General features: G+C 38.9%; 14 protein-coding genes. 8 read left to right on the top strand and 6 right to left on the bottom strand.

All coding sequences use genetic code 11. The features are described from left to right. Positions 1 to 43: 43 nt before the first annotated feature. Both E6C50_RS06870 and rlmH read left to right on the top strand, forming a co-directional pair. Positions 44 to 415 (top strand): response regulator transcription factor, encoded by a 372-nt coding sequence (locus E6C50_RS06870; protein ID WP_136402464.1) that lies wholly within the window; start codon positions 44 to 46, stop codon positions 413 to 415. A gap of 45 nt (positions 416 to 460) precedes the next feature. After that, positions 461 to 934: a 23S rRNA (pseudouridine(1915)-N(3))-methyltransferase RlmH gene (gene rlmH / locus E6C50_RS06865; RefSeq protein ID WP_136402463.1), complete on the top strand. Its 474-nt coding sequence runs from the start codon at positions 461 to 463 to the stop codon at positions 932 to 934. On the opposite strand, the gene E6C50_RS06860 is transcribed toward rlmH, so the two are convergent. Both E6C50_RS06860 and folP read right to left on the bottom strand, forming a co-directional pair. Next, positions 928 to 1569 (bottom strand): hypothetical protein, encoded by a 642-nt coding sequence (locus tag E6C50_RS06860; RefSeq protein WP_136402462.1) that lies wholly within the window; start codon positions 1567 to 1569, stop codon positions 928 to 930. The two genes, rlmH and E6C50_RS06860, sit on opposite strands and share 7 nt — an antisense overlap. Continuing rightward, positions 1566 to 2393 (bottom strand): dihydropteroate synthase, encoded by an 828-nt coding sequence (folP, locus tag E6C50_RS06855; RefSeq protein WP_136402461.1) that lies wholly within the window; start codon positions 2391 to 2393, stop codon positions 1566 to 1568. Before folP ends, E6C50_RS06860 begins: the two co-directional genes overlap by 4 nt. Positions 2394 to 2503: 110 nt before the next feature. Between folP and E6C50_RS06850 the strand changes: the two genes are divergently transcribed. From E6C50_RS06850 to E6C50_RS06825, 6 genes are all read left to right on the top strand, one after another. Further along, the gene (locus E6C50_RS06850) at positions 2504 to 3046 is read left to right on the top strand and encodes a DUF1599 domain-containing protein (protein ID WP_136402460.1); all 543 of its coding nucleotides are present in this window, start codon (positions 2504 to 2506) and stop codon (positions 3044 to 3046) included. 80 nt (positions 3047 to 3126) lie between these two features. Further along, positions 3127 to 4230 carry a BT_3928 family protein gene (locus tag E6C50_RS06845; protein WP_136402459.1) on the top strand — a complete coding sequence of 368 codons (1104 nt, stop codon included), beginning with the start codon at positions 3127 to 3129 and terminating at the stop codon, positions 4228 to 4230. A gap of 13 nt (positions 4231 to 4243) precedes the next feature. Then, positions 4244 to 5320: an ABC transporter permease gene (locus E6C50_RS06840; protein ID WP_136402458.1), complete on the top strand. Its 1077-nt coding sequence runs from the start codon at positions 4244 to 4246 to the stop codon at positions 5318 to 5320. A gap of 58 nt (positions 5321 to 5378) precedes the next feature. Continuing rightward, positions 5379 to 5879 (top strand): TlpA family protein disulfide reductase, encoded by a 501-nt coding sequence (locus E6C50_RS06835; RefSeq protein ID WP_136402457.1) that lies wholly within the window; start codon positions 5379 to 5381, stop codon positions 5877 to 5879. Continuing rightward, entirely contained in the window at positions 5879 to 6631 is a 753-nt protein-coding gene (tpiA, locus tag E6C50_RS06830) for a triose-phosphate isomerase (protein WP_136402456.1), read from the top strand. The genes E6C50_RS06835 and tpiA overlap by 1 nt, the downstream gene beginning before the upstream one ends. A gap of 138 nt (positions 6632 to 6769) precedes the next feature. Next, on the top strand, positions 6770 to 8215 hold the full coding sequence (locus tag E6C50_RS06825; RefSeq protein WP_136402455.1) for a hypothetical protein: 1446 nt from the start codon (positions 6770 to 6772) through the stop codon (positions 8213 to 8215). A 49-nt stretch (positions 8216 to 8264) separates the two neighbouring features. Here E6C50_RS06825 and E6C50_RS06820 read toward each other — a convergent pair whose 3' ends face one another. From E6C50_RS06820 to secDF, 4 genes are all read right to left on the bottom strand, one after another. After that, positions 8265 to 8957 (bottom strand): hypothetical protein, encoded by a 693-nt coding sequence (locus tag E6C50_RS06820; RefSeq protein ID WP_136402454.1) that lies wholly within the window; start codon positions 8955 to 8957, stop codon positions 8265 to 8267. Positions 8958 to 9019: 62 nt separating this feature from the next. Next, positions 9020 to 9415 carry an ExbD/TolR family protein gene (locus tag E6C50_RS06815; protein WP_136402453.1) on the bottom strand — a complete coding sequence of 132 codons (396 nt, stop codon included), beginning with the start codon at positions 9413 to 9415 and terminating at the stop codon, positions 9020 to 9022. A 5-nt stretch (positions 9416 to 9420) separates the two neighbouring features. After that, positions 9421 to 10128, bottom strand: a complete 708-nt coding sequence (locus E6C50_RS06810) for a MotA/TolQ/ExbB proton channel family protein (protein ID WP_136402452.1) — start codon at positions 10126 to 10128, stop codon at positions 9421 to 9423. Positions 10129 to 10300: 172 nt separating this feature from the next. Further along, on the bottom strand, positions 10301 to 13258 hold the full coding sequence (secDF, locus tag E6C50_RS06805; RefSeq protein WP_136402451.1) for a protein translocase subunit SecDF: 2958 nt from the start codon (positions 13256 to 13258) through the stop codon (positions 10301 to 10303). Between the last annotated feature and the right edge of the window lie 7 nt (positions 13259 to 13265).

The raw sequence follows: 13265 nt of genomic DNA, 5'->3' as shown, positions 1-13265 counted from the left end.
TTTTTGTATAAAGTAAACAAAAAATTATTTTTAACCGATTACCATGAGCAACGGAAAGAAAATTCTTATTGTTGAAGACGATAACCTTACCATGAACATTCTTGAATTTATTTTAAAAAAAGAAGGGTACGCGTTAACGATCGCCAGAGATGGTTCTGAAGCCATTGAAAAAATTCCGGAAGTGAATCCGGATCTGGTTATTACGGATGTCATGCTGCCTTTTAAATCCGGTTTGGAGATCACCAATTTTGTAAAAGAAAACTATACAAATACACCGGTGATTATTCTTTCGGCTTTGGGTGAAGAAGAAAATACGGTTACTAATGGCTTTAAATTGGGCGCCGATGACTTTATTGCCAAGCCTTTTAATCCGAAAGAACTAATCTTACGCGTGAAAAGATTGATCGAAAAATAGCCTTTTTCAGGTTTACGGCTTATTTTTGCAGCAAACTCCCCTTCCATGAATATCAAACTTCTGGCCATCGGTAAAACCGACAACAAGGCTTTGCAGACTTTAATCGACGATTATACCAAACGTTTGTCGTTTTATATCAAATTTGATCTGGAAATCATTCCGGACATCAAGAATGTCAAAAACCTATCCGAAAGTCAGCAGAAAGAAAAAGAAGGTGAACTCATCCTGTCCAAACTATCAGCAACCGACCAATTGATTTTATTGGACGAAAATGGAAGATCCTTTTCCAGTGTTGGCTTTTCAGATGAATTACAAAAAAAAATGAATTCCGGTGTTAAAACACTGGTATTTGTTATTGGCGGTCCGTATGGTTTTTCGGAAGCCGTATACAAAAAAGCACAGGGCAAAATTTCGTTATCCCTCATGACTTTTTCCCATCAGATGGTGCGTTTGTTTTTTATTGAGCAGCTATACCGCGGTTTTACGATTCTACGAAACGAACCGTATCACCATCAGTAAATATATTCTTTGTTCGAAATGGTCACATTGGGTTGTTTCCACCACGACAACAATATCTTATCCGCAATATAATGATCATACAACAGTTCTTTGTCGAAATGCAAAAATAAAACGGTTGGTTTGGTATACATTTTTTCTACGGTGCGATGGAATTCTTCCGGTTTTACAGCAATACCGTTAACTGTAAGTTGATTCTGCTTATCAAACTTTAAAACCAACGACGCTTTTCCGTGCTCGGCAAAATCTTTTTGCGTACCTAATGTATATACCACATCCGTAAAAGGAATAAAAGCCATGTTTTTACCGATACTATCCGCATAGGAATAGTAATTCGCAACCTGCGCTTCCCCTTTATGACTTCCCTTGCGGTTTTGCAATTTGATCACTTCCGGCATAATCTTTTTTAACGGAAATCGTTTGTCGATATTAAAAATCCAATTGGTCGTGGAAATAATCGTTTGTTTGTCCACTTCAACCAGCGTATCGTTTCCGTTAACCTGAAACAACATATAAATCGGCGAAATATCGGCTACGTCTTTAACAATCGTTCTGCCCGATTTCGGTAATAAAATGTGTTTGTCTTTTCCACAACCGAACAGCAAAAAAGCCGCTAAAATAATACTGTATCTGATCATAATCCTTGTGTTTTTTGTACGAGACGAATGCATTCCATCGCTTCCTTTACGTCGTGTACCCGAAGCAAACGGGCGCCTTTTAACAACGAAATCGTATTGAGTACGGTTGTTCCGTTTAAGGCTTCACCGGCGGTATTTTCCAATACTCTATAAATCATCGATTTTCGGGAAACAGCCGATAATAAAGGTACTTCTAAATTTTGGAATAATTCCAGTTTTTGCAGCACTTCGTAGTTTTGTGCCGTTGTTTTCGCAAAACCAAAGCCCGGATCGACTATAATATCATGAATACCATAACGTCGGGCTTCCCGGAGACGCTCCGAAAAATAAAAAAGCATTTCTTTTACAATATCCGTATAATCGGTAAGCGTATTCATGTTTTGCGGCGTGCCCCGCATATGCATCATAATATAAGGTACTCGCAAGGCGCCAACCGTCGGAAGCATTTCGGGATCGAGTAATCCGGCGGCAATATCGTTAATCAGTGCCGCTCCGGCTCCAATCGCTTCGGCCGCTACTTTTGCACGAAAGGTATCTACCGATATCAGGGCTTCAGGAAACCGATCGGCAATAAGGCGAATCACCGGAACAATACGACTGATCTCCTCTTCTTCCGTTACAAAGGCCGCATTGGGACGGGACGAATACGCTCCGATGTCAATAAAAGTGGCGCCTTCGGTTAGCATTTTTTCGGTCTGATCTAAAAAGGCGGTATCGCTTTTATATTTTCCACCGTCGTAAAACGAATCCGGGGTTACATTTAAAATCCCCATACAGTGTGGCGTGTCCAAACTAACCAGTCGGCCGTTGCAATTGATTGTCATCTGATTCTGTTTTGAAATCCGGAAGAAATACCGGGGTAGACTGGTCTTTCTCTTTTTATCCGGAAAAATCCTTACTTTTGAAAAAATTATTACACAAAGATACATAGAAAATGAGCAATACCTCACAGGAATTTGACAAGGTTATTTCTATTTGCCGCAACCTCTATAGCAATAAAATGAAAGACTACGGAAGTGCCTGGCGCATTTTGCGTTTGCCGTCACTAACCGATCAGATTTTTATCAAAGCGCAACGCATCCGCAGCCTACAGGAAAATGAGATCCGTAAGGTAAACGAAGACGAAACGTCTGAGTTTATCGGTATCATTAATTACTCTATTATGGCACTGATTCAGTTGGATCTAGGTGTCGCCGATCAGCCGGATCTTGATGTGGAAAAAGCTGTGGCTTTATACGATGAAAAAGTAAAAGTCTGCAAAGACCTGATGGAAGCCAAAAACCACGACTACGGCGAAGCCTGGCGTGACTTACGCGTGAGTTCCCTAACTGATCTGATTTTGCAGAAAGTGTTACGCGTAAAGCAAATTGAAGATAACAAAGGAAAAACCCTGGTATCCGAAGGAATCGACGCCAATTATCAGGATATGCTCAACTATGCCGTTTTTGCTCTGATTCATTTGGGAAAAGCCGTATAGCCTGTTAATTAGGAAACATTAACAATTAATTCCACGGGTTCTTACCTATATTTACAAAACCGAAAAAAGAAATTACCGTTATGAAGAAATTTTTAGCTCACTTTTCACGTCTGTTTGTTGGCGTACTGTTCATTATATCTGGTTTGATCAAATTGAATGACCCGATGGGTTTTTCGTTTAAACTGGAAGAATATTTCGCCGAAAATGTTTTAAACCTTCCCTTCTTTATTCCCTACGCGCTGATTATTGCCGTTTTTGTAGTGGTATTCGAAGTGGTTTTGGGAGTCGCACTCCTAATTGGGTTTAAACCAAAATTCACCATGTGGAGTTTACTACTAATGATCGTTTTCTTTACGTTCCTAACCTTCTATTCGGCTTATTTTAATAAAGTAACCGACTGTGGTTGTTTTGGCGACGCACTAAAACTCACACCGTGGGAATCGTTTACAAAAGACATTGTTCTGTTGTTTTTTATCCTGATTTTATTCTTTAACCAAAAACTGATTCAGCCGTTATTTAGCAGTACTGTAAACGCTCTAACCGTTTTTGTAAGTTATTCGTTATGTCTTTTTATGGGCTATTATGTATTGAATCATTTACCGTTAAAAGATTTCAGAGCGTACAAAGTAGGAACCAACATTCAGAAAGGAATGGAAATTCCCGATGGCGCGCCACGTTCGGTATATGAAATGAATTTTGTCTATAAAGTAAACGGGCAGGAACAGAATTTCAACGAAAAACAATTGATGAACCTACCGGAAGGTGCCGAGTTTGTTCGTCGTGACGATAAATTAATTTCGAAAGGATATGAACCGCCTATCCACGATTTCAGTATCGAAAAAGACGGTGAAAGTTATACCGAAGCCATGCTAAACGAGCCAAAATTGATCATGCTGGTTTCGTACGATCTGAATAAAGCCAATACCAAAGGTTTACAAAAAGCCGAGGAATTCTATAAAAAAGCAACCACCAAAGGCTATAAAGTCATCGGGATGACAGCTTCGAACGATGAAGTAATCCAAAAAGTAAAAGCGGATAACAAACTGACTTTCGATTATTATTTCTGCGACGGAACGACCTTAAAAACCATCGAAAGAGCCAATCCAAGTATCGTAGTACTGGAAAAAGGAACAATTGTTCAGAAGGCACACTGGAACGATATCGACGATGTTGTTTTAAAATAAGTTTCGATATCGAATGCTTCGTTACCTGCTTCATAAAACCGGATATGCACTGTTAACACTTTTCGGAGTGATAACAGTGATTTTCTTTTTATTTAATGTCCTTCCCGGCGATCCGGCGCGCATGATGCTCGACCAGAATGAAAATTCCGAACAACTGGCGTTGGTCAAAAAGAAATATGGTTTTGATAAGCCTATAGGAACACAGTATTTGTATTATCTGAACGACCTTTCTCTCATTTCCTTCCACAGTAAAAACAGCAATGATTATACTTTTCTTTCTGAAGGAAAATACAACGCCTTACCGTTGTTTTCGGTTGGAAATTCAGCGGTCGTTTTAAAAACGCCCTATTTACGGGAAAGCTTTCAGAAAAGCGGAAAAAAAGTCACTCAGGTTATTGGGAACACCTTGCCGAATACGGTAATCCTGGCCTTTTTTGCCATTGTGATTGCCATCCTGATTGGAATCGTATTCGGAATTGTTTCGGCGGTTTATAAAGACAGCTGGCTCGACCGGTTTATCGCTTTGGTGAGTACGCTTGGCATGAGTGTGCCTTCGTTTTTTAGTGCGATTCTGTTTGCCTGGTTTTTTGGATTCCTGTTACACCATTATACGCATCTGAATATGACCGGTAGCCTATATGAAGTGGATGATTTTGGAAACGGGACTTATATTCAGTGGAAAAATATTATTCTTCCGGCTGTCGTACTCGGAATCCGACCGTTAGGGGTTGTAATTCAATTAATGCGAAATTCATTACTGGAAGTGATGAGTCAGGATTATATCCGAACTGCCAGAGCCAAAGGTTTAAGCGAATTGCAGGTGATTAAACGTCACGCTCTGAAAAACGCCTTAAATCCGGTTGTAACGGCCGTTTCCGGTTGGTTTGCCTCGATGTTGGCCGGTGCTGTTTTTGTGGAATATATTTTTGGCTGGAACGGACTCGGCAAAGAAATCGTAGATGCTCTGAATACCCTTGATCTTCCGGTAATTATGGGTGCTGTTTTGGTGATCGCGACTACTTTTGTCGTGATCAATATATTGGTGGATCTGATTTATGCGTATCTGGATCCGAAAATCAAATTACAATAACATTTTCTTCACAGAAGATTTTATATTTTTATATCCGTAATAAACTAAAAAACTTTTTATGAAAAACATAGTCGCTATGGCATTGATGTTGGTTTTATCGATCGCCTGTACAAATGCACAAACCCCGAAAGAATTCGCAAAAGAGAGCCTGGACTATAAAATGGTAAGCCTGGAAGGTCAGGAAATTACCTTTAAAGACGTGCTTAAAAAATACAAAGGCAAAACCGTGGTAATCGATGTTTGGGCATCCTGGTGTCCGGATTGTATCAAAGGAATGCCAAAAGTGGTCAACCTTCAAAATGAGTTTACCGATGTGGTATATTTGTTTATTTCGGCTGATAAAACACCGGAAGCCTGGAAAAAAGGAATTGAAAAATACAATGTAAACGGCGAACATTTCCTATTGACCGACGGTATGAAAGGTGCCTTTGGGAAATCGATTAAACTGGACTGGATTCCGCGTTATATGGTAGTGGACAAAAAAGGAAAAATTGCGTTGTTCAAAGCTATTGAAGCCGACGACGAAAACCTGATTACGACTTTAAAAACTTTAAAATAATGAGACACAGTATTGTTGCAGGAAACTGGAAAATGCACAAAAATGCACATGAAACCGAGGATTTATTAAACGATCTGATCGAAAAATTGCCTTCCGATAAAGAGGTGGAAATTATCGTAGCGCCTACGTTTGTAAACCTGTCTTCTGCGGTACAACATTTGGAATTTACCAATATCGGTGTGGCGGCACAAAACATGCACCAGGCCGAAAGCGGTGCTTTTACCGGCGAAATATCAGCCGATATGCTCAAAAATATCGGTGTGGATATCGTAATCCTGGGACATTCCGAAAGACGTTCTTATTTTCACGAAACGGATGCGTTGCTAGCCAACAAAGTCGATACGGCTTTAAAACACGAGTTACGCGTTATTTTCTGTTTTGGTGAAGAATTAAAAGACCGTCAGAACCAACAACATTTTAACATCGTGGAAAATCAGTTAAAAGACGGATTATTCCATTTGGATGCCAAAGCCTGGGAAAACATCGTATTGGCATACGAACCCGTTTGGGCGATCGGAACCGGCGAAACTGCCACTCCGGATCAGGCGCAGGAAATGCACCAATTTATTCGTCAAACCGTAGAAGACAAATACGGTCGCGAAGTAGCCGAAAACGTTTCCATTTTATACGGCGGCAGCGTGAAACCGGATAATGCCAAAGAAATCTTTTCAAAACCCGATGTAGACGGTGGACTTATTGGCGGTGCCGCTTTAAAAGCGGATGATTTCGCCGCTATTGTCAATGCGGTATAAACGTATTTTATCTTTTATATGAAGAGCCTGTTATGTATAACAGGCTCTTTTTTTTATCATAACACACAAAACACAATATATTACATTATTTATAGTATATTTAACAACCAACAAAATAACATATAATTAAAAATTTGCATGAAAAAAATTACACTTATCCTCCTATTACTTCCATTTCTCTCATTCTCCCAAAAGATCACAACCAAAAAAGATCGTGTATTGATAGACGAAAAAGAAGTAGCAATTTTTAAAGAGCCGGTTCGCGATCAATATCAATTGTTCGACCTGTCCGGAAACAAACAGTTTACTGTAGAATATAAAGGAATGTCCGAAGGTAAAACCATTCTGAATCAATGGTTATTACTAACCTCGGCTGATGAAACCAAAAAAACGGAAATTCCGTATGAAGTATTGATCAACTCATTAAGTCCTACGCGGATTATGTTGCATCTTATATCTGCCAAGTACGGACTATTTGATAAAAATGGATTTAATGCCGCTAAAATCGAAACCTTTTTCAATACCGAACGGGAAAGTATTGGCGACAAAACCTTAAAAACCAAAATGGAGGTTGTTGCTTCCAAAAAAGACAAGGAAGAAAAAATAGCCCGCTACCGTCCCTTTGTAAAAATGGACGGAACGATTCTGTTTGGCGGAACGGCCGGGACGAATATCGTAGGAAAGGCTATGTCGTCCACTTATACCGCTTTTGGCAATAATAACACCGTTAGTATTTACGATTTGGATAATATTCAGGTCGCTACGGCACGCGCTACGGGCAATATGAATAACGAAGTAGAAGTAACACTGTTTAATGACAGTAAGTTTAGCTACAATGCCGAAAAACGTTTTGCCGGGCCGGATAACAGCTCGTTTGTAAAAGAGTTAGTCGGCGAACTGGTTTACCGCGATATTACGCTGGGACGTCAGGCTAAAAGTTATAACCAGAATTTATTAAACGAAAAGATCAAACTGGCCAAAGAGCGCAGCCGTAATATTTATAATGCAAACGGATATGCCTTTGACGAAAAAGGCGTGCGTTATGACGGAATTATCACGGCGCAATTTGAGAAACTGGATATTAATCAGACCGGAGATACTCAGGTTGTGGATGCTATCGATAATTACGGTAAAAATGTATCCATCAAATACAAAAACGAAAAAGGAAAAGAACGTACCATAACGCTACAGGCAAAAGACAATATCAAATTCTACGTTAAAAACAGTGATGGCACCGAAACGGCTTTCGAGGGTATGAAAGTAAAAGGAGACGCGATGAAAAAACTATCCAACGCGATGTCACTGGGCTTTAACAATGCCTATTTTTATCGGGTTATCTATACCAGCAAAGAGAATTCCGTTTTGGTTGATCCGGTGGAAGACGATCGCTTTGTGATCAAATTAAAATCGAAATCGGAAGGACAGATGGTCGACAAAAGAAATAACGACAAACTGTCGATTCAACTGGCCGAATACCTGTCCGGATGTAAAAATTTAGCATCTGAGATAAAAAAAGGAGCTTTTGATTTGAAAAACTCAGAAAATCTCATTAATATTGTTAACGAATATAATGATTGCAAATAAAAATTAACATCCCCATTAAAAAAGCCCGTTGTACAACAACGGGCTTTTTTTATTCTGAAAACTGGAAAAACGGCTGTTCATGAGGCTTTCCTATGAATCCCTCCGGCGGTAATGCTCCTTTATTTCTGGTTTTATAGACTTTTATATTCTTTAATTGCGCCGATCCGTTAATGGCAAAACCAAACTTCCCATTGCTTTTGATCATTTCGGCAGGTTCCGTAAATTTCAGGATCTCTTCGTTATCGATCCAAACAAAAAAAGTAGTTCCGGTTTTCTGAATCTTCCAATCCAACCATTGTTCCGACATTGGAATTTTTACTTTGGGTAATTTCCCGATATGTCCGGTTGTACGGATATAACCACGCTCCTTTTCCGGATTGACAAAAAACGAACGATCTTCTATAGCAACCTTTCCTTCCAATTGGTTGTATAAAATGCCGAGGTATTTTTCGTTTTGAATGTTCAGCATTACCTCAAACAAATAGGCCGACGGTTCAACCAAAGTCGAAAATGTGAGTATGTAATTATCCGGCAATTCTTTCTTTGCTGTCAGAATTGCCCAATCGTTGTTTTTACTCCCTTTTACCAGCTTTTCATTCCGATCGACTTCCCAATTACCATTAACCTGATTCCATTGCTTTAAACGGACATTGGTAAATTCTTCCTGAAAAACGTTCTTAAAATCTGATTTGGGTCCCGACACGCCACCCAAAAGCAGCAACCATAACATAAATTGTTTCATAAAAACGGGGATCAATAAAGGCATAAAAAAAGTGACTTCCGCCACTTTTCTCTATTTTATTATTAGCTTTTCGCAGTTGCGATTACAAATTTCAGTTTGTTTCGAACACCAATCTGTAACAAGTCGACTAAATCCTGCACCTGAAGGTTATACGGGATTCGCACCACTATGGTTTGTTCTTTTTGTGTTCCCAGTTTTTCCAGTAATTTGGCTTCCAATTCTTCAAAAGGCACCTCCTGTTTGTCAACAAAATAGTGTTTATCCTCAGTAACGGAAAGACTGATAAATTGCTTGTTGGTCGTTTCCTTAGCCTCAGCTTTAGGCAACATCAGGTTGATCACATTCGGATTCGCCAACGTAGAAATAATCAGGAAAAACAGCAATAAAAAGAACATAATATCACTCAAAGCAGAGGTTGCTACTTCGGCGTGAAAACGTCTATTTCTTTTGATTCTCATTGCGTTTATTTCGTATTTGGCTGTTGAATAACATTGATAAATTCCAATCCCTGGCGTTGCATGTTCAATGCAAAATGATCGATCATCATATTAAAAAAGTGATAGGCTGCATAGGCAATTACCCCTACAATTAGTCCTAAACCACTACTGATCATTTTTTCATATAAACCACCGGAAATGTTTCCAATACTGATATTTTCGGTAATCGAAATTGTATAGAAAATCTTGATTACCCCGGAAATAGTTCCGATAAATCCTAAGATTGGTGCAATACCGGCAACGATACCCAAATACCCCAATTTCTTCTCCATTAATCCCATTTCGATATTGGCGCTTTTTTCCAAAGCCAGGTCAATTTCGTTAATTGGTCGGCCAATGGTATTTACACCATTGCGTAATACCGCTCCATAGGCCGTATTCGATTTGTCGCAAATCATTGCTGCCGACTGAATATTTCCGGAATTTAACTGGTATTTTAATTCATTGATCAACGAGTTGTCCAATTTTGTTTGCTTTTTGATATACAGATAACGTTCCACGATAATGTAAACCGTTAGGAAAAACAGGATAAAGATTGGGATCACCATAACCCCACCTTTCATGATCAACTGGAAAAAATTAACGGATTCGATTGCTGTATTGGCCACTACGGGTTCATTTACAACGGGTTCTGCCGGAACCGGGTTCGCTTGCAACAAAAAATTAAAAATCATGTTTTACAAATTCGTTTTTATAGGGGTTAAATATAAGTATTTGCTTTTTAAAATAGCAACTACCATACCATAAATAACGAAATTTCGGCGGAAAGCGTATTTTAAATGTAAAAAATTTACGGTATAAAAAAAGCCCCGCAATGCGGGGCTTTTTCTGTATTTTGAAAAAATATTATTCTTCTGTCTTGTTGTGACGTGCTTCGATTTCATCTCTTTCTTTTCTTGTAACCGTATCACAAAGAACCGGTGTCGCGATAAATAAAGAAGAATACGTACCCACAGTAATACCAACCAACATCGCGAAGATAAATCCACGGATTGACTCACCTCCGAAGATAAACATGATTAACAATACCAATAGTAATGTTAACGATGTATTGATCGTTCTTGATAAAGTAGTATTAATCGATTTGTTTACGATATCGTTAAAATGTCCTTTTGTATTACCAGCAAGGTACTCACGAACCCTGTCAAATACAATTACGGTATCATTCATCGAGTAACCAATTACGGTTAGAATCGCTGCGATAAAGTGCTGGTCCATTTCCATGTGGAATGGCATGAATTTGTAACATAATGAGTAAATACCCAATACGAAGATAACGTCGTGCGCTACAGCTGCGATCGCTCCTAATGAATACTGCCATTTACGGAAAGAGATCATTAAGTAAACGAATACAATTGCCATAGATCCCAATACCGCCCAGTACGAGTTGGTTTTGATATCGTCTGATACAGCCGCACTTACTTTTGAAGCCTGTAATACCCCGATCTTTTTACCGTCGAAAGTATTTACAAATTTGTCATACGAAATATCATTAGAGTAATAATGTTTTAAAGCATTATATAATTTTTCGTTTACTTCTTTATCTACTTCAGAACTAGTCTCCTGAACTTTGTATTTCGTTGTAATTTTTAACTGATTTGCATCACCAAATACTTTTGCTTCAGCACTTCCGAATACTTCTTCTTTTGATAAAGCGTCAGCAATTTCAGATGGTTCGATCGCTTTTTCAAATTTCACCTGGAATGTTCTACCTCCAACGAAATCCACACCTTCATCCAATCCGTTGATGGCAAAAGAGATACAACTCACTACTACTACTAATCCGGAGAATAAATACGTCCATTTTTTGATTTTTAAGAAATCGAAGTGGAAGTTTGTAAACCAGTTTTTAGTAACTGCAGTTGAGAATTGTAGTTTCGTTCCTCTGCTTACACCCCAGTCTAATAACATTCTTGTAATAAAGATTGATGTAAACAATGAAGTAAAAATACCGATCAATAATGTTGTAGCAAATCCTTTGATTGGTCCTGTTCCGAAGATCAATAGTACCAAACCGGTTAATACGTGTGTTACGTTCGCATCAGTAATCGACGACATCGCACCTCTCCAAGTGAATGAGAAACGAACTGCTTCGTCTAAGGATTTCCCTAATCGCAATTCTTCTTTTGCTCTTTCATAGATAATGATGTTCGCATCTACCGCAGTACCCATTGTTAATACAATACCTGCGATACCTGGTAAGGTTAATACCGCACCTAAGCTAGCCAAGATTCCAAAAAGGAATAATAAGTTCACTGCTAAAGCGATGTTGGCATACCAACCTGCTTTACCATAATAGAATATCATCCATAGGGATACTAATAATAAACCTACTAATGATGATGTAATACCATTATCGATAGCTTGTTGTCCTAATGACGGACCTACAACCTCTGATTGTACGATTTCTGCAGATGCCGGTAATTTACCTGCTCTTAAGATGTTCGCTAAGTCTTTTGTCTCCGCTACGTCGAATACTCCTGAAATTTCAGAACGTCCTCCTGCGATTGGTCCTGAAGATACTCCCGGTGCAGAATATACGATGTTATCCAATACGATAGCGATGTTACTTTGTTGTGTATACGCTTTCCCGGTTAACTCTTCCCATTTCTTCGCTCCTGTTGCGTTCATCTGCATCGTTACAGACGGACGTCCCATTTGGTCGAATGATTCTCTGGCATCGGTAATAACACCTCCACTCATTGGTGGAATGCCTTCTCTGTTTGCTTTTAACGCATATAACTCAACTACGTTTGGTGCTTTCGGATTTAATTTACCCCATGCAAAACGTACATAACGCTGTTCTGCAGGTAATAAAGAACGGATATCATCTCTTTTTAAATACGAATTAACTTTTGCAGTATCTTTTGGATTAAAGTAAGCCAATACCGGACTTCCTTGTTGTCCACCACCTACTACTAAATCCAATAACGGATTGTTTCCTTTTTTAGCTGCAGCCGAATCGGTTGCTTTATTGGTTAACAATGAGTCAATATCTGTCTTTTTAGCAGCTTCTTTTGTCTCAACTGTTGCTTTTTCTGTTTTCTTTAACGTCTCGTTAGCCGCCAAAAGGAAGTTTCCGATTTCGTCCGTTTTATACGTTTCCCAGAATTCTAACTGAGCCGTACTTTGTAATAATTTTGTAATACGGTCTACATCCTTAGCACCCGGAAGCTCAACCAGAATTCTTCCTGATTCTCCTAATTTCTGGATGTTTGGTTGTGTAACCCCGAATTTGTCGATACGCTCTCTCAATACACGGAAAGCACTTTCTACAGACTCTTCCACTTTTTTTCGTAGCACAGCTTTTACTTGTGCATCGGACATATCGAATTTGATTACATCACTTAAATTTCTGTTTCCAAAAATTTCTGGCGATGCCAATTTCGTTGCTCCGTTTGATTCTTTGTCAAAAGCGATAAAGAAAGCGTCCAAATAACTTTGGTTACCTTCTCTGTTTTTGGTTGCTTCTGCAAGCGCTTTATTGAAAACTGGATTTTTAGAATTATTCGCTAATCCTTTCAACACGTCTTTAACAGAGATCTGAAGAATCACGTTGATTCCTCCTTCTAAGTCAAGACCTTTATTAATTTGTTTAGCGCGTACTTCGTTAAAAGTATGACCTAAAAAAACTTTTTCTTTACCAATAGAGTCCAGATAGAACAACTCTTTTTTAGAGTCTCCGTTCGCAAAGGCTTTCGCCTTTTTCTCGATATTATTGGTAACAAATGTGAAGGATAGCTGGTAAATACTTACCAGTGCAAAAAGTATTGCAAAAAATTTAATGAGTCCTTTATTCTGCATTATTACT

It is taken from the genome of Flavobacterium supellecticarium, from assembly GCF_004801375.1.
GTDB lineage: Bacteria > Bacteroidota > Bacteroidia > Flavobacteriales > Flavobacteriaceae > Flavobacterium > Flavobacterium supellecticarium.
This window is presented reverse-complemented; position numbering and strand designations above follow the sequence as displayed.